Annotated in this window: 16 protein-coding genes; 4 read left to right on the forward strand and 12 right to left on the reverse strand. The window is 56.4% G+C overall.

The genetic code is table 11. The features are described 5' to 3' along the window. Nucleotides 1-78: 78 nt before the first annotated feature. Complete coding sequence (gene alr / locus G482_RS0108040) at nucleotides 79-1149, reverse strand: alanine racemase (RefSeq protein ID WP_028449612.1); 1071 nt, start codon at nucleotides 1147-1149, stop codon at nucleotides 79-81. A gap of 102 nt (nucleotides 1150-1251) precedes the next feature. Further along, nucleotides 1252-1854, reverse strand: coding sequence for a DedA family protein (locus G482_RS0108045; RefSeq protein ID WP_028449613.1), 603 nt, complete (start codon nucleotides 1852-1854; stop codon nucleotides 1252-1254). Nucleotides 1855-2015: 161 nt separating this feature from the next. Here G482_RS0108045 and lplT point away from each other — a divergent pair, with 161 nt between their 5' ends. Genes lplT through G482_RS17795 form a run of 3 tightly spaced genes read left to right on the forward strand, consistent with a single transcriptional unit; the run spans nucleotide 2016 to nucleotide 7593 of the window. Then, nucleotides 2016-3308 (forward strand): lysophospholipid transporter LplT, encoded by a 1293-nt coding sequence (lplT, locus tag G482_RS0108055; protein WP_028449614.1) that lies wholly within the window; start codon nucleotides 2016-2018, stop codon nucleotides 3306-3308. 14 nt (nucleotides 3309-3322) lie between these two features. Further along, entirely contained in the window at nucleotides 3323-4495 is a 1173-nt protein-coding gene (locus G482_RS17790; protein WP_051258838.1) for an efflux RND transporter periplasmic adaptor subunit, read from the forward strand. Then, complete coding sequence (locus G482_RS17795) at nucleotides 4492-7593, forward strand: efflux RND transporter permease subunit (protein WP_034619275.1); 3102 nt, start codon at nucleotides 4492-4494, stop codon at nucleotides 7591-7593. Before G482_RS17790 ends, G482_RS17795 begins: the two co-directional genes overlap by 4 nt. A gap of 43 nt (nucleotides 7594-7636) precedes the next feature. Here the strand turns inward: G482_RS17795 and G482_RS0108070 are convergent, their stop codons facing one another. From G482_RS0108070 to G482_RS0108115, 10 genes are all read right to left on the reverse strand, one after another. Further along, entirely contained in the window at nucleotides 7637-8539 is a 903-nt protein-coding gene (locus G482_RS0108070) for a diguanylate cyclase domain-containing protein (protein ID WP_028449615.1), read from the reverse strand. Next, on the reverse strand, nucleotides 8529-11474 hold the full coding sequence (locus tag G482_RS19525) for a tetratricopeptide repeat-containing hybrid sensor histidine kinase/response regulator (RefSeq protein ID WP_051258839.1): 2946 nt from the start codon (nucleotides 11472-11474) through the stop codon (nucleotides 8529-8531). Before G482_RS19525 ends, G482_RS0108070 begins: the two co-directional genes overlap by 11 nt. Beyond that, the gene (locus G482_RS0108080) at nucleotides 11461-12924 is read right to left on the reverse strand and encodes a tetratricopeptide repeat protein (RefSeq protein WP_028449616.1); all 1464 of its coding nucleotides are present in this window, start codon (nucleotides 12922-12924) and stop codon (nucleotides 11461-11463) included. Before G482_RS0108080 ends, G482_RS19525 begins: the two co-directional genes overlap by 14 nt. Continuing rightward, nucleotides 12912-14384, reverse strand: a complete 1473-nt coding sequence (locus G482_RS0108085) for an ATP-binding protein (protein ID WP_156905371.1) — start codon at nucleotides 14382-14384, stop codon at nucleotides 12912-12914. Before G482_RS0108085 ends, G482_RS0108080 begins: the two co-directional genes overlap by 13 nt. Before the next feature lie 61 nt (nucleotides 14385-14445). Next, a complete protein-coding gene (locus G482_RS17805; RefSeq protein ID WP_051258840.1) occupies nucleotides 14446-16194 on the reverse strand; it encodes an ATP-binding protein in 1749 nt (582 codons plus the stop codon). A 24-nt stretch (nucleotides 16195-16218) separates the two neighbouring features. After that, on the reverse strand, nucleotides 16219-16989 hold the full coding sequence (motD, locus tag G482_RS0108095) for a flagellar motor protein MotD (protein WP_028449618.1): 771 nt from the start codon (nucleotides 16987-16989) through the stop codon (nucleotides 16219-16221). 12 nt (nucleotides 16990-17001) lie between these two features. Then, complete coding sequence (locus G482_RS0108100) at nucleotides 17002-17940, reverse strand: S49 family peptidase (RefSeq protein WP_028449619.1); 939 nt, start codon at nucleotides 17938-17940, stop codon at nucleotides 17002-17004. After that, complete coding sequence (locus tag G482_RS0108105) at nucleotides 17937-18281, reverse strand: Rieske (2Fe-2S) protein (RefSeq protein ID WP_028449620.1); 345 nt, start codon at nucleotides 18279-18281, stop codon at nucleotides 17937-17939. The genes G482_RS0108100 and G482_RS0108105 overlap by 4 nt, the downstream gene beginning before the upstream one ends. After that, entirely contained in the window at nucleotides 18274-18930 is a 657-nt protein-coding gene (locus tag G482_RS0108110; RefSeq protein ID WP_028449621.1) for an HAD-IIIA family hydrolase, read from the reverse strand. The genes G482_RS0108105 and G482_RS0108110 overlap by 8 nt, the downstream gene beginning before the upstream one ends. Next, a complete protein-coding gene (locus G482_RS0108115) occupies nucleotides 18930-19898 on the reverse strand; it encodes an RluA family pseudouridine synthase (protein ID WP_028449622.1) in 969 nt (322 codons plus the stop codon). The genes G482_RS0108110 and G482_RS0108115 overlap by 1 nt, the downstream gene beginning before the upstream one ends. Nucleotides 19899-20515: 617 nt before the next feature. Between G482_RS0108115 and G482_RS17810 the strand changes: the two genes are divergently transcribed. Then, a complete protein-coding gene (locus tag G482_RS17810; RefSeq protein ID WP_034619276.1) occupies nucleotides 20516-23440 on the forward strand; it encodes an Rne/Rng family ribonuclease in 2925 nt (974 codons plus the stop codon). The last annotated feature ends 118 nt before the right edge of the window (nucleotides 23441-23558 follow it).

The raw sequence follows: 23558 nt of genomic DNA on the forward strand, positions 1-23558 counted from the left end.
TAAAAACCGCAATATTGTAATTCAAAGTATGTCAATTGGGGGATTTCGGCGATTTTCGCCCGATCTGGTTCACACCGCTTATTCCACCCGCATTGGCACACGTGGCGCCACCGCACACATTAGCTCGTAGCCAATGGTGCCGGCACTGGCAGCCACCTCGTCGATAGACAAAGTCTGCCCCCAAAGTTCAACCTCGCTGCCAATCCCCGCCGCATCGATTGCGGTGAGATCGACACATAACATATCCATCGAAACCCGACCCAGCAAACGGCTACGCTGCCCTGCCACCAAAACCGGTGTGCCGGTCGGCGCATGGCGCGGATAGCCATCAGCATAGCCGCAAGCCACGGTGCCAATTCGCATCGGCCGATCAGCGGTGAAAGTAGCACCATAGCCAACGCTATCGCCCGCTTGCAGTTGCTGGGTACTAATAATCTTGGCGCGCAGCGTCATCGCCGCGACTAAACCCAGGCTTTTGGCAGACTGATCGGCCAGCGGCGAGCTACCATACAGGGCAATGCCGGGCCGCACCCAATCACCGTGCACCTGTGGGTAGGCAAAAGTCGCCGCAGAATTCGCCAGACTCACGGGCAAGCCCAGCCCCGCAGTGCCTTGCTGGAAACGTGCCCACTGGGCCGTTACCCCCACGGCCGGATCATCGGCGGTGGCAAAGTGCGTCATCAAGGTAATGCCGGCGACATTTGGCAACTGCTGCAATTGGGCCACGACGGCACTCGCCTGCTCGGCCGCAAAGCCGAGCCGATTCATGCCGGTATTGAGTTTCACAAACACCTGCACCGGCCGCACCAGCGTGGTTTGGGTGAGCCACTCTAGATGTTGCGGCTCATGAATAGCCAACCATAAATCATGCTCGGCGCAGAGCTGCAACTCTGCCGGGCTAAAAGCCCCTTCCAGCAGCAAAATCGGCTGAGTAACGCCCATGGCCCGCAACCGCAGGGCAGCCGGCATTTCCAGTAAGGCAAAGCCATCCGCCGCCGGCAACGCAGCCACCACCTGCTCAATGCCATGCCCATAGGCATTGGCTTTGATCACCGCCAAAGCGCGCGCGCCGGCGGCGCGCTGCTTGATCACCTGATAATTGTGATGAAGGGCGGAGCGATGAATGACAACTTCAATAGGGCGAGTCATTGGCTAATCCATGTTGCGCCCAGAGGCGGCGCACAGCACGATTAATATTAAATAGAAAAACGAGGAACGACGAATCAGCCCACTAGCCATGCGGCCATGGGCTTATTTTTTCTTGCGGTTGCGCCAATACCAGACGCCCACCACCACGGCTACCACGGCCACCAGCAGCAAAATCGCCACCTGGCCACGACCCAGCCAGGTCATCAGCCACTCGTGATTTTTGGCGCCGTAATAGCCCAAATACACCCAGATGGGCACGCTAATGAGCGCGGCCAATCCATCCAGCAATAAAAACCGTAGATAAGAGACTTTGCAGGACATACCCGCGGTCATAAAAATCGGGGCACGCAAGCCAGGTAAAAAGCGGGCCACAAACAGCACACGATTGCCGTAACGCTCGAATTTATCCTGCACCGCGGCAAAGCGCTCTGGCGTCATCATCCGCTTGAAAAAGCGGTGCTCGAGCAAGCTGGGGCCGGCGTAGCGGCCCAATAGAAACATCAGACTATCGCCGATCAGCACGCCCGCCATCCCAACGGCAAACATGGTATGCACATGGGCATAACCCAGACCGGAAATCACCCCGCCTGCGACCAAAGACACGTCTTCCGGAATCGGCACGCCAAAGCCGCAAATCAGCAAGACGGTAAACACGGCCAGATAACCATACTCGGTAAAGATGGTAATAAGCGCGTCAAGTATCATTCAGCAGCCACATCGGGGAAAGCTAATAGCGCATCATAACACGCCGCTTAGCGCCGATAATTGGTGTTTTTATCGACGCAAGCTGATCCCACGCAGCTTTTTTGTCATCCAATCGTGATATAAACGCCACAATTCCCGCGCCAGAGCGCTGAGCACACACCATGAATCGTGGTTTCTTCACCATTTTGGGGGCGCAATTTTTTTCTGCGCTGGCCGACAATGCTTTGTTTTTCGCCGCCCTGGCCTTATTAAAAGAGCAACAAGCGCCCGAGTGGCACCTCTCGATGTTGCTGTGGGCTTTTACCGTGTCGTATGTCGTGATCGCCCCGTATGCTGGAGCCTTTGCCGATTCAATGCACAAAGGCCGGGCCATGCTGATCTGCAATGGCATCAAGCTTGTGGGCTGTGCCAGCATGCTACTGGGCATGCCGGCGATCTTTGCCTATGCCATCGTCGGCTTTGGCGCCGCCGCTTACTCCCCGGCCAAATACGGCATCATTACCGAATATCTACCGCATGAAAAATTAGTCGAGGCCAATGGCTGGCTAGAAGGCGCTACGGTGGGGGCGATTATTCTTGGCACCATCATTGGCGGGTATTTATCTGGAGCCCAAATATCTATTTGGCTGCATAGCCATACCCTTGGACAGTATCTGAGCCCAGCCCAATTTGCCATCGCCGGCACCATCGCGCTGTATTTGCTTGCGGCCTATATCAATTTGGCTATCCCCAAACTGCAGGTACGGCTAAAGCCCTTTCATCTCGATCCCGTGCATCAAGCGCGCGAATTTGCCTGGTGCGTGAAGCGGCTGTGGCGCGACCCGCAAGGCCAGCTCTCGCTTGGAGTGACTACGCTATTCTGGGGCGCAGGCGCCACCATGCGGCTGGTGGTGCTGAACTGGGCGGTAATCTGGCTGTCCCTTACCATGGAACAAGCCAGTCAGCTGATTGCGCTGGTGGCAGTTGGGATTGCCGCCGGGGCCTTTCTGGCCGGGCGGCTGGTGAAACTGGAGCGGGCATTTAGCGTACTGTGGGCCGGCGTGGCGATGGGCGCACTGGTCATCATCATGTTGCTCGTCAACCAGATCTGGCTGGCTGCGTTATTAATGCTCATTATCGGCGCGCTGTCTGGCTTTTTTGTGGTGCCGTTGAATGCCATGCTGCAACACCGCGGCCATCAGCTGATGGGCGCGGGTCACTCGATTGCGGTGCAAAATTTCAACGAAAACCTCGGCATTTTGCTGATGGTGGGGCTGCATGCCTGGCTGGTGAAAAACTGGAGTAGCCCAGTACCCAGCGATGCCAGTGCCCTGCTCCTCAAGCAATTTGGTCACAGTGGCATGCCGCCGATGTATTTGATCATCATCGGGTTTGGCCTCTTGGTCATGCTGACGATGAGTTTGATCATTGCCCGCTACCGTGCAGGCCTGGCCCGCGGTGTACTTCATGATTAAACAAGAGTCACTCTATGACCTACAATTTGCGCCCACTGGCTCTCGTTCCACTCACGCTCGTCGTCTCGCTGGCAGGCTGTCAGAAAGCCCCCGATGCGGCTACGAATAAAAAAGGCGATCGCCCCACGCTGATCACCAGCGTGGTCGTGAAAGAAGGCGAGCTGCCTAATCAGCTCAGCGCCACTGGCCATGTCGAAGCGATTCGCAGCGTTGAGATTCGTCCGCAGCTCACCGCGCAGATTGCCGGTATCCATTTCAGCGAAGGGGCTAATGTCAAAGCCGGCCAGCTGCTGTTTACGCTGGATGCGCGCGATGACGAAGCCAACGCCAGCAAAAGCCGCGCGCAAACCGAACAAACCGCCGCGCAGCTGCGCGAAGCCGAACGCAGCCTGCACCGCTCGCAAGAGCTAGCGCGCGCTAAATTTATTTCGCCGTCGGCCGTCGATACCGCGCAGGCCAAGGTGGATACGCTACGTGCCCAGCTCAACGCCGCCCGTGCCGATCAACAAACCAGTGCGGTTAAACTCTCTTACACCCGTATTAGCGCGCCATTTGCTGGGCGCACCGGTAAAATCAATGTGCATCAAGGTAGTCTGGCCCAAACCAATGGCAGCGAGCCACTGGTCACGCTCACTCAGCTGGACCCGGTGCAGGTGACATTTCAGCTCCCCGAGCGCGAGCTACCCGCCCTGCTTGCCGCCAAGCAACAAGCCCCGGTCATGGTAAACACCACCCTACCGGATGGGCAGCAGCGCGCCGGCAAAGTCACTTTCATGGATAGCCAGATCGATAAATCCAGCGGCACCTTGCTGGTGAAGGCCGAATTTGCGAACCCGGATCAATTGCTCTGGCCGGGCCTCAGCACGACCGTAAACCTCGACCTGGGTCGCCAGCGTGGCCTCGTATTGCCGTTGCAAGCCGTGCAAACCGGGCCAGAGCAGCGCTTTGTGTACCAAATCAATGCCCAACAGCAAGTTGAGGCTAAACCAGTGCAAATCTTGCGCAGCGCGGATGGCATGGCGCTGATCACCGGCATAAAAGCCGGCAGCAAGGTGGTACTGGAGGGCGGGCAAAACTTGCGCCCCGGCGCCAAAGTACAAGAAAGCAAAGCCGGCGATAAAAAAGCCGGCCGTGCCTCAGGCAGTGCCAAGGCTAGCCATGCGGCAAGCCAAGGGGCGGCAGCATGAGTGGCGCTGAAGTACGCGGGATTTCCTGGTGGGCCATTCATCGCCCAGTAGCCACCTTGCTCCTGTGGCTGGCCGTCATGGTGGCCGGGGCGGTAGCTTGGTTTCATTTGCCGATTTCGGCACTGCCCAGCTACGACACCCCAACAATTCAAGTCTCAGCCAATCTCACTGGCGCTTCGCCCGAAACCATGGCCAATTCGGTGGCTACCCCGCTGGAAAAGCAGTTTTCCACGATTCCGGGCCTAGCGACCATGAGCTCCACCAGCCGGCTGGGCCAAACCACCATCACGCTGGAATTTGCCCCTAGCCGCGATATCGAATCTGCCGCGGTGGATGTCCAAGCCGCACTCTATCGTGCCAATCGGGCGCTACCGAGCGATATGAAAAGCCCGCCGAGCTATCGCAAGGTGAACCCTTCCGATGCGCCAATTCTGATGCTGGCGATCAGCTCACCCTCAATGTCGCTGGCGCAGCTCAATGATTATTCAGACAATCTAGTCGCCCCTGCCTTATCCACCATTGATGGCGTGGCGCAGGTGCAGATTTATGGGCAAAAGAAATACGCGGTGCGGATTGCCGTTGACCCGGAAAAACTCACCGCCCGTGATTTATCGCTGCCCGAAGTCGCCAGCGCACTCAAAACCGCCAATGCCAACTCGCCGGTCGGCCAGCTGGAAGGCGACCGGCAAACGCTGATGCTGCAAGCCAATGAGCAGCTGAAAAACGCCGCCGAATTTGCCGAAGTGGTGATCGCCAGCCGCAATGGCAATCCGGTGCGGCTCAAAGATGTGGCCACCGTTGAAGACAGCGTGGAAAACGTTAAATCCGGTAGCTGGATCAATGGCGAGCGCTCGATCATTCTGGCGGTACAACGCCAACCCGGCGCCAATACTGTTGCCACCGTCGATGCGATCAAAGCCATGCTGCCCAAGCTCACGGCGCAGATGCCCGATTCGGTGCAAGTGCGGCAAATCAACGATCGCTCGACCTCGATTCGCGAATCGATTCACGATGTAAACCTCACCCTACTCCTGACACTGGGGCTGGTGGTGTTGTCGGTCTTGCTGTTCCTGCGCCGTGCTGCGGCCACTCTGATTCCTTCGGTTTCGCTGCCCATTTCGCTGCTGGCCACCTTTGCGCTGATGTACTGGCTGGGCTTTAGCCTCGACAATATCTCACTGATGGGGCTAACCGTGGCACTGGGGCTGGTGGTGGATGATGCGATTGTGGTGCTGGAAAACATCGTGCGCCATATCGAAGAAGGCATGCGCCCGTGGGATGCCGCCATTCAGGGCGCTGGCGAAGTGGGTTTTACCGTAGTCTCGATTTCACTGTCGCTGATTGCGGTCTTTATCCCGATTTTCTTTATGCCCGGCACCATGGGTTTGCTGTTTCACGAATTTGCCATCGTAGTTTCGCTGGCCATTTTGGTGTCGATGGCCGTATCACTGACACTCATCCCCTTATTTGCCGCGCGCTTTTTGCGCCCGGAAACCGCGGCCGATCACCAGCCTGCGCCGGCGTGGAGCCGCTGGTTTGAAGCCGGTTTTAACGCGCTGCTGGCTGGCTACCGTCGCCTGCTCGATCAGGCACTGCGCCACAAAGCCTGGATGCTACTGCTGACGCTCGCCACCTTCGCCACAACCGCCTGGCTGTATCTGGCGATTCCCAAAGGGCTATTTCCGCAGGAAGACATTGGCCAGATTCAGGCCAGCATTGATATGGCACCCGATATTGCCTACCCCGCGCAGCTGAAACTACAGCAGCAGGTGGCAAAAGCGGTACAGAACAATCCGAACGTCGATTATGTTGCTTCCAGCGTGGGTAGCTCGGGCGGTGGCGGGCGGCTGTTTATTACGCTAAAACCGCGCAAAGACCGCGCGGATATGCAAAAAACGCTGGAAAGCCTACGCAAATCCACCGGCAAAATTGTTGGCGTGCGGGTGTTCTTCCGTCCGACGCAAAACTTGAATGTCGGCGCTCGCAGCAGTAAAAGCGGTTATCAATATACCTTGCAAGCCGTGAATGCCAGCGATTTGGAGCAATGGGCCGGCAAGCTGCAAACGGCGCTGATGGCGCGTGAGCAATTTCGCGATGTCACTTCGGACGCCGAGCAAAAAACCCTGCAAGCGCGTATTCAGGTGCAACGCGATCGAGCCGCGGAGCTCGGCATTGATATGCAAAGCCTGCGCGACACCCTCTACGCCGCTTATGGCGAGCGCGAAGTGGCCACTATCTACGCGCCACAAGATAGCTATTCGGTGTTAATGCAGCTGAGTGATGCTTATCGCGCTGATGAGCAAAAGCTCAGCCTGCTGCATGTGCGCAGCAAAACTGGCGCCCTCATTCCACTCAGCAGCTTTGCCACGGTGGAGCGCACGGCGGTGACGACCAGTATTAATCACCAAGGCCAGCTGCCTGCCGTCACGCTGTCGTTTAATCTGGCGCCGGGCGTGGTGCTATCCGATGCTGCGCAAGCCATTGTGGCGGCCGAGCGGGAGATCGGCCTGCCCGAAGCCGTGTTTGGCGGTTTTGCTGGGGATGCGGCGCTGTATCAGCAATCGCAAACCAGCCAGCTGTGGCTGATTTTGGCGGCGGTCGCCGTGATTTATGTGGTGCTGGGGGTGTTGTACGAAAGCTGGATCCATCCGCTGACTATTCTGGCGGGGATCCCTTCGGCGGCAATTGGCGCGCTGCTGGCCCTGCAGCTTACGGGGCTAGAGCTAACCTTCATCGCCATGATCGGGATCTTGCTGCTGGTGGGCATCGTGAAGAAAAACGCGATTATGATGATCGACTTTGCGCTGGAAGCGCAGCGCAAACAGCAGCTGAGCCCCAGCGAAGCCATCCGCGAAGCCTGCGCCAAGCGCTTTCGCCCGATCATGATGACCACACTGGCCGCGATTATGGGGGCAATGCCGCTGGCGCTGGGGTTGGGTGCGGGCGCCGAATTGCGCCAACCGCTGGGAGTGGCCATTGTGGGCGGCCTGGTGTTCTCGCAGCTGATTACCCTCTTTATCACCCCGGTGCTGTACATTGCGCTGGCCAAACTGGAAGCCAAACTGCACCCCAAGAATGAAGACGGAGAGACTGCCTAAAGGGGTATAGCCAGCTAGGCCATATTAAATATAGCGTTTCTGGCTATACCTTCACCATCACCTGATTACGGCCCGCTGCTTTGGCCTCGTACAGCGCCTCATCGGCCAGCTGCAACACGCTTTCCAGCGAATGCAGACTCGGGCGATAGGCGCTCACGCCAGCGCTAATGGTCACAATCTTGGCAGGCAAGGCTTTGGGATGTGGGATGGCAAGCTCGGCCACGCTGCGGCAAATGCGCTCGGCAATACCACGCGCTTCGTCGAGCGAAGCGCCGGCCAGCAAACAGCAAAATTCTTCCCCACCGTAGCGGGCCACCACATCATCGGGGTTGCGCAGCGCTGATTTGAGCACGCCAGCCACGCGTTGCAGGCAAAAATCCCCTGCCAGATGGCCTTGCTGATCGTTGTAGCGTTTGAAGTAATCCACATCGAGCAAAATCACCGCAAACTGTTGCTGCGGGTTATCCAGCGCTTTGGCAAAAGCCAGGCTGAGCCGTTCAAATAAATAGCGCCGGTTCGCCAGACTAGTGAGGCTATCGGTTTGTGCCAGCACTCGCAGCTGATCTTTCGCTTGCTTAAGCGCCAGATGATTGCGCACCCGCGCCCGCACAATCGCCGGATTAAACGGCTTCACAATGTAATCCACCGCCCCCGCATCCAGCCCGCGGGTTTCTTCTTCGGGGGTGGCCAATGCAGTAATAAAGATCACCGGCGTTTCGCGGGCGGGCGGATATTGCTGCAACTGACGGCAGACTTCGTAGCCATCCATATCCGGCATCATAATGTCGAGCAAGATCAGATCCGGCGCGTGCTCGCGCACATGCGCCAAGGCCTCAGCGCCGCTGAGGGCAAAGTGCACATCGTATTCGGCGGTGAGCAATTCGCCCAACGCTTCGATATTAGCCATCTGGTCATCCACGACCAGCACATAAGGATCAGTTTTCATCCATTTTCTCAGGTAGCTGCCGGCGTAATTGCCGTAATGCAGCCGGGTAATCCAGTTGCTCCAGGCTTTGTTTCAGTTGCGCCACGCCATAATCCGCCGCTTGCTCCCCCAGCACCAGCTGTAAAGCCTGCAGCTTTTGCCGCGCGCGCAGGCTTTTACTCGCCAGCGCCTGCGCAAGCTCCAAACCTGCCGCACGGGCCTGAGTGGGTAAGGCGGGCCAATCGTCGCGCTGGGTCGTCTCACCACTCACAGGCTCACCCAGCAAGGGTAACAGCCGCGCTTTGCTTTGCGCCCATACTTGCTGCAAGCCCGTGAGCACCGGCCATTGCGCCACTTGGCCACGCTGAAATTGCCCCAACGCCTGCTCCAGCGTGCCCGCCGCCTGATAAATCGCCATAACGCCCAAAGTGCCCGCCACCCCGCGCAGCGCATGCACCGGCCCGATCAGGCCAGCGGCATCTTTGCGGGATTGATAATCGGGCAAGGTATCAATCAGCGATTGGTGCTCGCTAAACAATTGCTGCAACCAGCGGCGCAAACGTTCGTGATTGCCATTCAGGCGATTGAGCGCCTCATCCACCGCCACGCCAGCCCGACTCAGCTCGCGCAACCAATCCGCATCGGCCGTACCAGTCGCCACAGATGGCGTAGGGGCTTTTTCCAGCATAGGCAGCAATTCCACCCCGCGCTGCTGCTGATAGGCCACGGCCTGTAGCAACACCGCGTGCAATTTGACCGGATCAATCGGCTTGAGCAGGTAATCATTCATCCCGGCGGCAAAACCGGCTTGCTGCTCTTCTGCTGCGGCATTGGCCGTCAGCGCCACAACATAGCTTTGCGGATCAAGTATCGCCCGGCTTTGATACTGCCCCCGCCGGATGACGCGCGTGGCTTCCAGTCCATCCATCACCGGCATACGGCCATCCATCAATACCAGATCAAAGCGCTGCCGGGTCAGCAGCTCCACCGCTTCCTGCCCATTATTCACCACCTGCATGCGCTGCCCCATTTCTTCCAAAAGGCCACCCACAATCAATTGATTGGTCGCAATGTCTTCGGCATACAAAATGCGCAACTGGCATGGCAATGGGCTTAATTGCACTGGGTCGCGGACCGTGGCCTGCAAATCGACCGGCTCTAGCGGTAGCTCCACCCGAAAACACGTGCCTTCGCCCAACTGGCTGGTCACGCCAATCGAGCCATCCATCAAACCGACCAGCGCCTGGCAGATGGATAAACCAAGGCCCGTACCACCATATTTGCGAGTAGTCGACGTATCGGCTTGCTCGAATTTATTGAATAAGCGCCCCAGACTTTGCTCATCCAGGCCAATACCCGTATCCGCAATCGAGAATTTAATCTGCTCCCCATCCCGATAGGCCCCAATGGTGACGCTGCCCTGCTCGGTAAATTTGATCGCGTTGCCCACCAGATTAAACAAGATCTGCCGCAGCCGGGTCGGATCGCCCAAGCAGCCTTGCTTAGGCAAATGCGCCAAATCCACGACAAAGCGCACGCCTTTTTCCGCCGCTTTTGGCGCAAATAGCGCCGCCACCTGATTGATTAATTGGTGTAAATCAAAAGGAATGGTCTCGAGCGTGATTTTGCCGGCTTCGATTTTCGAAATATCGAGAATATCGTTAATGATGGTGAGCAGCGTTTCGGCGTTTTCTAAACCAATACTGAGCTGTTCGCGTGTCGTATCGCTCAGCTCTTTTTGCCCCCGCGCCAGGCGCAGCATGCCAATCACCCCCGATAACGGAGTGCGTATTTCATGGCTAACCAAGGCCAGAAAATCACTCTTGGCTTTGTTAACGGCCAGCAAGGCATTTTTTTCCGCCAAAAACTCCGCCTGGCGCTGGATCTTTTCGTTTTCCAGTATTTCGCGCTGCTGCTCGGCGCGCATCAGCTTCAGGCGAATCTCCGAGCGGTTAATCCGCCGCAGCACCGCACTTTGTAATTGGGTGGTATTGCGCTCGATGGCCAATTGCACCGATAGCTCACAGTGTCGCTCATAGGCAGTCAGCGCTTCGGCATGCTGCCCTAGCGCCTCCAGCACCAGCGATTTCACCCGGCAGGCGCGCAGCTCATGGTGAATCGAGGCATTTTGGAGCGCAAATTCGTGGGCTTGCTGGGCAAATTGCAAAGCTCGTTCAGCCTGCCCTTGCGCCAGATAGACCTCGGCTAAACCGGCGTTAGCCATCGCCAATGGCCAGCCATGATGATGACTTTCTGCCAGCCGAATACTCTCGTTGAAGAATTTCAATGCCGAGGGTATATCCCGCAAACCCAAGCAGGAATAACCGCTGTGCATTAATACCTCACTCACCTGCCCTGCATCAGCCTGGCGGCGGTAGAAATTACGCGCTTCGGTAAGATGGGTGAGCGCCTCGGCATGGCGCCCCAGCTCGTTGTAATCGCTACCGAGCCACAGATTGAGCATCATCAGCAGCACGGGGTCATCCAGCTCGCGGGCAAACTCGAGCGCCAGCAAATGATGGCGCAGCGATTCTTCAAACAAGCCAAAGTACAAATACACCCCGCCTATCCCGGTGTAGGCCTTGATGTAATGCACTATCGACTGCTGCCCCAGCGCCAACTCCAGGCATTTGCTCCAGTATTCCAGCGCTAGATTGAGCTCGCCAATTGCATAACAGGCTTTCCCCAGACATTCATACAGATCGAGCAATAGCGGGTCTTGTTTGTAATGACGCACCAGTTGGCGCTCAACCGCCAGCAGACGTTGCTTGGCAGCGGCAAATTCACCGACTTTCTCTAGCGCTTCGCCCTGCAAATACTGGGCTTGCAACTGCTGATAAAGATCAGCACCTGCCAAAGCTTCCAGCTCGTTAGCCAAACTCAGCGCCTGATCGTAATTACGCAGCCGGAATTGCGCCTGACGTTGCATTACTCGCGAAAATTCATCCTGCGTCATGCCATCCCCGATCAATCACCATATTCAGCTGGGCAATGACATCATCATCCACCAGCAAAATGCGCGAGCGCGCCTGAATCGGCTGCTCGCTCAATCGTCCACCGGCCAGGGCCTCAATCGCCTTCACGAGGCAATGGGCAAACTCAAACAGACTTTTATCGCTATGCCCCGGATAAATCAGAAACCGTCCATCAGCGATCTTGACCCAGGCATCTTTGCCTGAGCAGTATTCGCGAATGGTCAGCATGGTGCGCTGAATGACGGTTTTTTTGTTTTGCGGGCGCACCACTAATTCGATCAGCCGGTCGACACCGCGCCCAGCCTCGCAGCGGGCCCGAAAATCCGTCAGCTGCCGAATCCCCGCCCGAACATTCGGTAGCTCCACCAAGCCTTCAATCTTGCGAAAAATCCGCCGCAAGGCCTGATAACGACGGCGCAAATCACCCACCAGATGCGGCGAGCTAGCCGCCTCATAATCTTCACTGAGTGCCGCTAGCTTAAGGCCCTGCTGGGTTTTCAGTACCACCAGTGCATCAGGGTACCGGCCCAGACTCTTTAGCACTTTGTATTTGAGCTCATACCACTGCACTAAAAACTGCCGCTCGGGGTAAAGATCAAAATACGCAAATGCACTGTCGATAATTTCGTTGGCCTCGGCTATGCGCTCTTGCTCTAACAAAAAGCGCGCGAAGTACAACGCCACAAAGATATACACCCAGCCAAGCTTGAAGGCGCGGGCCATGGTCAGCGAGGTATCAAAACAGGCTTCTGCCCCAGCCAGATTGCCGGTGCGCCACAGGCAATAGCCTTTGTTGCCACAGAGCTGAGCGATCCAGGTAACGTCGCCATGCAAAATCACATCATGCTCGGCGCGCAACAGCACCGCTAATGCCTCGGCATAACGCTGCTCGATCATCAAGGACTCAGCAACATAAATCCCGCTTTTGGCTAAGAGCTTTTTACTGTCGATGGATTCAGCTACCGAGAAGCTGGCCATCAAGACTTCGCCGCTCTCAGTCTGCAAGCCGGCAGTACGGTACAGCACCCCCAGATTCAGGCAACATTCGATCACCACATCAAGGTTGGATTGCTCCAGAGCCAGCTGAATCGCATCCCCCCAGGCTTTCAGCGCTCTGCTATAGCGTTGTTGCTGCAGCTCAACGACCCCAAGCCACAGTAAACCAAGCGGATAATGCTCAAATTGTTGATGTCGCCGACAATGCGCGAGGCCACGTTTGAGTTTTTCACGGGCGCAAGGCAAATCCCCCACAATCAGAAAGGTGCGGCCATACAGCAGATAGGCATAGCCCAGCATCGGGTGTCGCCGTGCCAGACACAGCTCGAGCAAACGCCGGCAATCGCGATGTTGCGCCGCATTGGATTGCCAGTAGCCCAGCTCCACCGCACTGATCAATTCGGCAATATCATGTTGGGCGCTCAGGCTTTCCATGTATTCCCTCGCATATTGAGTAACTGAGCGACTTCTTGGGGCGAAACCTGCCGGCTGGCCACCAGTGGCGCCGGTATTTCATGCCAATCCCAGGGAAAATGCTGCACGTGCTGCACTAGCTGCTGCTGCAACACGTTATTGCGCTGCAGGCCATCGTGAAAATAAATCAGATACTGACCCAGCCCATGGCGCACCCAGACATCCCCGCTGACGCAAAACTCGCGCAAAATGGCGGTTACCTTATCCTCGACGACCCGTCGAGTGGCCAATGGCGCTTCGATACTCACCACCACAATCGCATGCTCTGCCGGCAGCGTGGCGCATTTATCGCGAAACAGCCGACCACGGCTGATATTGCTGCGCGAGACCACCAGCCCCAGCAAGCTTTCAAAATCACGCCGGGTGCGGTTGACCGTGGCCATTACCCGCTGCAAACGCCCCAACCGTGCCAGCTTGCGACGGCTACGCGGGTTTTGCTCACCTTCTACTTGCGCGATGCGGATTTGCTCTAATTCCCGCAGGGCCTGCAAAGCCTGTGCATGCAGCCCTTGTTGCTTGAAAATCTCGATGCGGCAGCTGAGGTAGCGCTGTTGCAGATCCATATCATTAAATTGCCATGCCCCCTCCTGAGCGCTATCCAGCAGGGACATCGCCGCCACCCGATCACCGCGCTCAGCCAGAAAAGTGGCGTAATGAATGGCGATCAGCGAACGCGCCCAGCTTAGCTGGTGATGCAAGGCCAGCGCCAACATCGAATCAAAATACAACTCCGCCTCATGCGCTTTATTGAGCCGCCGGTAGCAGTTGGCCATGATATTGCCGGCCTCCACCACCCAAGTCATATCCCCGCAATCGAGGATGCTGGCCTCGCTTTGATACAGCACATCCAGCGCCTCCTGATACTGGCCATCATTAAAGTAGCGGCCTGCCAGATGAATCGCGCTCTTACCAATTGATTTAGGATCATTAATCGAACCCGCCAAATAAAAGCCTAAGCGCAATAGCGCCAGTAAATCGTGCTCCAGGCCATAAATGCGGTAAATACTGGCGATATGCATATAACAATCAATGGCGATATGAATCTGCATCGCCTCTACCGCCAGCTCGGTCGCCTGTGCCAGATCTTCCGCCGCACTCAGGTAGCGCTTTAGCTGGAACAAAATAATGCCGCGCATTTGCAGCAGCTCGGCTCTGGGTTGCGCCGCGGATTGTTCATCTAGCTGGCGAATCGCATGGTTAATCAGCCGCAAGGCAAGGCGAAACTGCCCTGCAGCCAATAGGCAGCGGCAGTGCAAAACCTCGAGCTGGGTACGCAGGAGCTGCGGCAAGTGACCTTGGCAAAGCACCTGTAATTGGCTACTCTCTGCCAATGCTGCCGCTACATCGTGAAGGACTAATTGATTGATGTGCGTGATCTTTTCGGCAATTTTGGCTACGTCAGTGGGTAAAGCCTCAGGCACAATGCACATCCAAGATGGGGTCTGCCTAATTTATAGTATGGTAGCCCGCCGAACGGCAAACCTAGGCCGTCGTTTGCAACACACGGTGCATGGTGTCCTGCAAAACTTCAGGCTTCACCGGTTTGGTGATAAAGGCATTCATCCCAACGGCAAGGCAAGCTTGCCGGTCAGCCTCCAGCGCGTTTGCAGTTAAGGCAATAATCGGCAAATGAGCGCCGCGCGGTAATTGCCTGATCTGTCGGGTAGCCTCCAGCCCATCCACCAAAGGCATCTGCACATCCATCAACACCAGATCAAAGTCTTGCTGCTGAACATGTTCGATGGCCTGCTGGCCATTTTCGGCCTGCACCACCTGATGCCCTGCAATTTGCAACAGCTTGGTGGCCACCAATCGGTTGGTAGGGTTATCTTCTGCCAGCAACACCTTTAATGCCGGCAATGCCTTGGTGGGCACATCCGTCACCACCTCGGGCGTTGCGCCTACTAGCGGCAGCGGGATTTGGAAGCGAAAACAAGTGCCTTTCCCCAATTGCGACTCAACTTGTAATTCCCCGCCTAGATGGCTGACCAACTTTCGCGCAATGGTGAGGCCAAGCCCGGTGCCACCATATTGGCGCGCGCGCGAACCATCCGCTTGCACAAAGGCTTCAAAAATCTGGCTAAGCTGATCTTTAGCGATACCGATGCCGGTATCGCTAACTTCAAAGCACCATTGCTCGCCCTGTTGCGCCACCCGCACACAAATTTGCCCCTGCTGGGTAAATTTGACCGCATTACCCAGCAGATTGACCAAAACTTGCTGCAGTCGCAATTGATCGCCTTGCACAATGACATCAGTGTTAGCCAGCAACTGTAGCTGCAAATCAACGTGCTTTTCACGGCTGACTTCGGCAAACATCTGCACCGTGCGCTGCAGCGTAGTATTCAAAGAAAATGGTTTAGCACTGAGATCGAGCTGGCCAGCCTCAATCTTGGATAAATCGAGTACATCATTCACCAAGGCCAGTAGTAATTCAGCCGAAGCCTGAATCACGCTTAAATCCTGCCGCTGCGCCGGATTTAAACCAGAATGCTCCATCACATGGGCCATCCCCACGATGCCATTCATTGGGGTGCGGATTTCGTGGGAGACATTGGCAATAAATTCAGTTTTGGCTTTGCTGGCCGCCTCGGCGCTGTTGCGGGCCTGCTCCAGCTGTTGCACTAACTGCTTCTGCTCCAGCTCAAGTTCGATACTCTCCACAATCGCATCGTTGTAATGCCGCACACCTTTCACCACCACCACCAGATACATCAAGCACATGGCGGCCAAAACGCCGTCAAACGGGCCTTTGCCAATTAAGGCGGAGAACAAAATGGGCAACAAAATAATAATGGCAAAGTTGCGCAGAGCCCGATAATGCGCGCCCAAGATCGGTACTGCACCGGAGACCAGCCCCGACAAGACAAAGGCGGTGAATAGCCGATGCATATCCGAGCCATTTTGCATAAAGAAGTAACCGCCCGCCCCCCAGATCAGCGCGGTGAGGTTCACTCCTCGCTCAAAGCGCGCACTCCAAGCAGCGTAATCCACCAGGCCGGCCTGTTGGGCCCGCAGATAACCATAGGCAGTATGCAAACGCCAGCCGGCCAAGGCCCAGGTCACGGCTAACCAAGCTGCCAGAAATTGCAGTGAAACTTGCGAGAGATACGCGGCAGCTAAGACTAGGGCGGTCAGGATGCAGATCACCTGGCCAGGAACGGCGCTGCGATAAACTAAGCGGGTAATCCGCTCCACGATGGCCGGGTTGGCAGCTTGTTGTAGTCGCAAGTCACTCCCCCGTGCCGTTGTGGTTTATTGCGCAATGACGGCAATTTCATCCTGATTATCAGCCAGGATATTCAGCGTCACGCGGCGATTACGGGCCCGCCCCTCAACCCGATCATTCGGCTCAATCGGCCGAAACTCGGCATAGCCCACCGCCACCATCCGCTGCGAGGCCACGCCGGCCGACTCAAACAGGCGCACCACGCTGGCGGCCCGCGCCGCCGAGAGCTCCCAGTTACTAGGGAAAATACCGCGAATCGGCTGATTGTCGGTATGGCCTTCCACCTGAATCAGGTTGTCGGTGTTTTTAATCCGCTCGGCAATCGCCAGCAACGCATCCACCGCTTCAGGTGCTAGCTCGGCGCGGCCGGTATCAAACAGAATCGAATCGCTGATTTCCACCGCAATCCCGCGTTTGGATTGGGTAACCCGCACTTTGCCTTGGTCAATCAAGGTGCCAAGCGATTGCTGCAAATCGCCAGCAATGCCCTGCATTTTCTTAGTTTGTTCTTCAAATTTACCAGCATTGGGCTGCACAGTCGGCGCGGGGATCACGATCAGCTTTTGCGGCGCGCCCGGCACAGGCTGATTATCCAGACGAATCAGCTCGGCCGAGGTTTTGGGCTGCTTGAAGGCATCAATCAAAGAGGTTGAAAGCACTTTGTATTTGCCTTCATTCACCGACGAAATGGCGTACATCACCACAAAAAAGGCGAACAGTAATGTTATGAAGTCGGCATAGGACACCAGCCAGCGTTCATGATTTTCGTGCTCTTCCGGGCGTTTGCGGCGCGCCATCGTGCCGGCTCCTTATTTCAGCTGCAGGCTCAGTTTGCTACCGAGCGTATTGGCCATGGTCACGCCAAATTGACGCGCCAGACGGTCAGCATACGATGGCTGTGGCGTAAAATCGACCACATTTTCAGCTTTGACCACATCACGCGCCACCGTATCAACTGAGCCGAGCGCATCCACCAGCCCCAGCTTCAGAGCCGTTTCACCCGACCAAACCAGACCGGAGAACAGATCCGGATTATCTTTGACCAAGCGTTTGCCGCGCCCTTCCTGCACCACGCTGATAAATTGCTGGTGAATTTCATTCAACATATTCAGCGCTTTTTGTTTTTGCGCTTCGTTTTGTGGCGAGAATGGATCGAGGAAACCTTTGTTTTCGCCAGCCGTCATCAACCGACGCTCAACGCCCAGTTTTTCCATTGCCCCAGTAAAGCCAAAACCATCCATCAAGACCCCGATCGAGCCGACCATCGAGGCTTTATCGGCATAGATTTTGTCGGCAGCCACCGCAGCATAGTAGCAACCGGAAGCGCACACATCTTCGATCACCACATAAAACGGGATCTGCGCATGGGCTTTTTTCAGCCGGCGAATTTCGTCGTACATCATGCCGGCCTGCACCGGGCTACCGCCCGGGCTATTGGCCCGGAGCACCACGGCTTTGGTATTGCTATCTTCAAACGCGGCTTTCAGGCCACTCAAAACCATGGCGCTGCTGGCATCGGTATCCGCGGCAATCATGCCGTTGAGGTCGACCACGGCCGTATGCGGGCCAGTTGAGGCACTTTCGCTTTGCTTGGGGCCAATCCAGCCCATCACTAGCGCGAGGAATAGAAATAAATAACTAAAGGTCAGCAGTTTGAAGAAAATCCCCCAGCGGCGGCTGCGACGATGTTCTTTGATTGATGCGGTTAGAATTTCTTTCAGCGCATCGCGCTCTAGTGAATCACTCATGCTTCATTTTCCTCAGACAACCAAATGGCCCCATCTTGCTCAACCAGGGGTATTGCTTGCAAACGCTTGCCTACACAAGGGCCGCCAACACATACCCCACTATCCGGCTGATAGTAGGCGCCATGCGTCGAACAAATTAAATACTCGCGCGATAAATCAAACACATCGCCCGGATTGAAATCGAGCTCAATGGGCACATGCGCGCATTCATTCAGATAGCCAAACACCTGCCCGCCATAGCGAATCGCCAACGCCGCGCGAGGCCGACCAGCGCGAGTCACACTAAAGCGCACCGCCAAGCCGCGTTCGACAAGCTCAGCCGCAGCACAGATCTTACGCATCGGTCAGTATCCAGTCGACCAAGGCAGGAAAATCGTCAAACATTGCCAACGGCGCCAGTGCCTGCAATTCATCGGCCGCATGGGCGCCATAACTTAAGCCCACACTCGCGGTACCGGCATTAATGGCCAGCTGCAGGTCATGAGTGGTATCGCCAATCATCAACGTCCGCGTTGGGCTCACTGCGGTAAAGTCGAGAATATATTCCAGCATCGCAGGATGCGGCTTAGAAAACGCCTCATCGGCGGTGCGCGTCACCTCAAAAAACGCCCCAAGGCCCGTGGCGCGCAATACGCGATCGAGGCCAGCCCGGGATTTACCAGTAGCCACCGCCATCCGATAACCCGCCTGTTGCAGGCGCGCTAGCCCGGTTTCCACCCCCCGATACAGCTGCAGCTCTTGGTCTTTAGCCAAGAAATGCTGGCGGTAAGCATCCACCACCGCACGGATCTGGGCTTCACTTGCCTGCGGCGCCAGATGGCTCATGGCCTCGGTCAAGCCGTAACCAATCACATATCGCGCCTCACGATCCTCCGGCACGGGCAAACCCACATCGGCAAAAGCGCGCTGGATCGAGCGGGCAATCATGCCGGTGCTATCCATTAAAGTGCCATCCCAGTCAAACACCAGCAGTTCAAATCGCGCGTTCATCAGGCTTCCTTCTTGCTTGTTTGCTCAAGTGTATCGAGGTAATGCTGCAATTCATCCGGCAGCGGGGCTTCCAGCGTCAGGGGCTCATTGCTGAGTGGGTGTTTAAGGCTTAAGCGCCAGGCATGCAAAAACATCCGCCGCAAACCTTGCTTTGGCAGCGCTTTATTCACCGCAGCATCGCCATACTTGTCATCACCCAGAATGGCATGGCCACTGGCCGACAGATGCACCCGAATTTGATGCGTGCGGCCGGTTTTAAGCTCGCATTCCAGCAAAGAAGCACTCGCCCAGGCTTGTTTGCGGTTCACAATGGTGTGAGACGACAAACCATCAGCATGCACTTTTACCCGCCGCTCGCCGTCGGGCGTTTCATATTTCAGGAGTTTCATTTTGACGTGGCAGCGGGTATGCGGCCACACCCCCTCCACCAGAGCCAGATAGCGTTTATCAATCCCGTGGCTATCCCGCAGCACTTCATGCATTTTCACTAAGGCGCTGCGCTTTTTGGCCACCAGCAACAAACCCGAGGTATCCCGATCCAGGCGGTGCACCAGCTCCATGAACTTCGCTTGCGGGCGCTGGGCGCGCAAGAGCTCAATCACGCCAAAACTCAAACCTGAGCCGCCGTGCACGGCGATCCCGGCGGGTTTGTTTAACACCAGCAAGGCATCGTCTTCGTACACCACCGGGATTTGCAGCTGATCAGCGGCAGCTATTGCGCTCGCGGGCTTTACCTCAGGCTCCGCCACCCGTACTGGCGGCACCCGGATCACATCACCGGGCTGCACGCGAGTGGTTACATCCGCCCGGCCTTTATTTACGCGAACTTCGCCCGAGCGCACGATGCGATAAACATGACTCTTGGGCACCCCTTTCAGGCGCTTGAGCAGAAAATTATCCAGCCGTTGGCCGGCATCATCCGCATCAACGGTAATAAAGCTCACGGACGCTTTGCTTGTGTCGGACATCTTGGCATATACTCTATGGCACGCTGCAACAAGCAGCTGGTTCTCTCCGCGCAAGTTTGTACGCCCGGCAGAGATTTGAAACCGCTTTTACATCACCAGCAAAAATCGGCAATCCGCCGGTCTGGCATGCAAGAAATCGGTTTCAACAACGAAATTGAATCGTTGATTTTACTGCATCCAGCCCCAGTTTGGCTTTGTGATTTCTTTCCCGCCGTGGCGCTATCCTGACCACCGGCCCGTACCACGGGCAAACAGCGCGGGGCTCACAATAGAAAATGCCGGGCTGAACAGCAAAATCCTCTGATTCGCGGTTATGAAGCTCACCGCGCAATACCAAGTAGCGGATTTTATTTTCGTAGCGCACACACCGGATTTATTGCGGTAGTTAGCCAATTGATCGCGCAACTACTGCTGACTCAACAGAGCATACAGATCACTGTTTGGAGCCGATACCCAGTTTCTAAGCCAACACACCAAGTTGCCAATCTAGCGTTTTTGCTGGGCCTTTAGCCATTTCCTGGCAAAGGTTGCCTTTGTATGTTGCCGAACTGCCGTCATTCGATCTGCCTGTTAAATCCTAGTTCTTGCGGTGTTGTGCGCGCAGGAGCCCTGTACTCATGAAGCGTATGCTTTTTAATGCCACCCAAGCCGAAGAGCTGCGGGTGGCGATTGTCGATGGCCAGAAACTGATTGACCTGGACATCGAAACCGTCGGCAAAGAACAACGTAAATCCAACATCTACAAAGGCGTTATCACTCGTATCGAGCCGAGCCTGGAAGCGTGCTTTGTGGATTACGGCTGTGACCGGCACGGTTTCCTGCCGTTTAAAGAAATTGCCCGCTCGTACATGACCGAAGGCGAAGGCGGCCGTGGTCGCGTAGCGGACAGCTTGCGCGAAGGTCAGCAAGTGATCGTGCAAGTTGAAAAAGACGAGCGCGGCAACAAGGGCGCAGCCCTCACCACCTACATCAGCTTGGCTGGCCGTTATCTGGTCCTGATGCCCAACAACCCCCGTGGCGGTGGTGTTTCTCGCCGGATCGAAGGCGAAGAGCGCAATGAATTGCGCGCCGCAATGGACCAGCTGGAAACGCCGAACGGCATGAGCCTGATTGCACGCACAGCTGCAATTGGTCGCAATACGGAAGAGCTGCAATGGGATTTGGCGTATTTGCTACAACTGTGGCGCGCCATTGAAGGTGCTGCAACAGCACAAAATGGCGCCTTCCTGATTTATCAAGAATCCAGCCTGGTGATCCGCGCTATCCGCGATTACTTCCAACCGGATATCGGCGAGTTGCTGATCGATAAACGCGAGATTTACGAGCAAGCCCAGCAGTTTATGGGCCATGTAATGCCAAACAATGTGCACAAGGTGAAGTTCTACCAAGACGACGTGCCGCTGTTCTCACGTTTCCAGATCGAACATCAGATCGAAACGGCTTACTCTCGCGAAGTTAGCCTGCCTTCTGGCGGCGCCATCGTGCTTGATCGCACTGAAGCCCTGTGGTCTATCGACGTGAACTCGGCCAAAGCCACCCGTGGCGGCGATATCGAAGAAACCGCACTGCGTACCAATCTGGAAGCCGCGGATGAAATCGCTCGCCAGATGCGCCTTCGCGACGTCGGTGGCTTGATCGTGATCGACTTTATCGACATGGAAAACCCGAAAAACCAGCGCGACGTTGAAAACCGAGTGCGTGAAGCACTGCACCACGACCGTGCTCGCGTGCAAACCGGCAAAATCAGCCGCTTTGGTTTGATGGAGTTGTCACGCCAACGCCTGCAACCGTCACTCGAAGAAACCAGCCATATCGCCTGCCCACGCTGTCATGGCACTGGCTTTATCCGCGGCATCGAGTCTTCAGCGCTGCATATTTTGCGCATCATCCAAGAAGAAGCCATGAAGGAAAACACCGGCGCGCTACATGCTCAAGTGCCCGTCGATGTCGCCACCTTCCTGCTCAATGAAAAACGCGCCGAATTGTTCGCCGTTGAAGCCCGCCTGAAAGTGGCGATTATGCTGATCCCGAACATGCATCTGGAAACACCAAACTACAAGATTCAGCGTCTGCGCACGGAAGACGTGCCACAGTTTGAAGATGCGCTGCCGTCTTACCGTATGGTGGAACAACCTGCCGAGGAAGGATACAAGCCAGGCCAGGCCAAAGAAGAGCAAGCCAAACGCCAGGAAGCGGCAGTAAAAGGCATCACGCCAACGCAACCTGCGCCAGCCCACACTGATCGCCCAGCCAGCAGCCGCACCAGCGAGAAAAAAGCCACCGAGGCTCAGCCATCGCTCTTCAAACGTATTCTGAATTGGTTTACAGGCAGCCCAGCCGAAACCAAGCCGGTTGAAGAAGCCAAACCCGCCCGCCAGCCACGCGGCCGCAATGAGCGCCGCAATGGTCGTGACCGCAACGAGCAACGCGGCGAAGGCCGTCAGCCACGCGAACGCGGCGAGCGTAACAACGAGCGCCAAGATCGTTCTGAACGGAACGAAAATACGCAAACAGAAGTACGCCAAGAACGCGCCGAGCGTCAGCAACGTAGCAAACCGCGTATTGAAGAAGATATGCAAAAGCCAGCGCGTGAGCCGCGCGAACGCCAGCCACGTGGTGAACGCCAGCCTCGTAATGACGAGCAACGCCAAAAGATGGAAGCGCGCACCGAACAGGCGGCGAGCGAAGAGTTGCTCAACACGACCGCAGCGGTGAACGCCCCTGAAGTAGAAGCCGTAGCAAGCAACGAAGGCCAACAAGAGGGTCGTGGCCGTCGTCGCCGCAACCGTCGCGACCGTCGCGACCGCGGTGATCGCCAAGTGGCGCAGGACGCAGCTGTTGACAGCGAAAGCGCAGCAGAATCTACTGACTCAGCAGTAACTGATGTGAGCCCCCCTGCTGTTGCGCCCGCAACCCCGCAAGCCGAGGCGACGCCAGTTGTTGCGCCAGCCGCAGTACAGGCAGAGCCAGCACCAGTAGTTGTAGCCGAGCCAACTAGCACAGCTACTCCTGCGGCTGCAGAAGCAGCCCCACTGGCCGAGGCAGCCCCAACGACAACACCAAGCCAAGCAGCAGCGAGCAGTGCTGATACAGCAGAAGTAACGACCGAAGCAGCCGCTGCTGAGTCCGCAGTAGCTGAAATCATCGCTCAAACCGCGCCAAGCACGCCAGCAGTAGAAACTGTAGCGCTAGCCGAACCGGCTACCCCGGCTTTGGCTACTCCGGCATTCGTGGTCGCCAGCCCTGAAGCTGTTGGTCTGGTCCAAGTGGCGACCCGCAATGAAAGTGCACCTGCAGCTACAGACGTTGAGTTGCCAGCCACCCCGCAACGCCGCCGCCGCAAAGATGTAGTCGATGCCAATGCCGCCAGCGCCGCAACCAGCGCACCGCTGCAATTAGTTGAGACCAAATCTAGCACTGCCGCCCCTGTAGAAATCGCTACGACGGCAGCGCCAGTTCGCCGCCGTCGTAGCGATCTGCAAGCGAGCCGCAACCCAGCCAGCGAGTCGGCACCGCTGCAGCAAGTTGAAACCAAACTGTGATCTAGTCCTCACTGAACACAAATCGAAAAAACCACACCGTTTTAGGTGTGGTTTTTTTATTTTGGAGCTAGCAGGATAAACGGGGGTGTTCTAGTATGGATTCAGGTTTCCGCCGATA

The sequence above is a fragment of the Chitinibacter tainanensis DSM 15459 genome (genome assembly GCF_000429785.1).
Lineage (GTDB): Bacteria > Pseudomonadota > Gammaproteobacteria > Burkholderiales > Chitinibacteraceae > Chitinibacter > Chitinibacter tainanensis.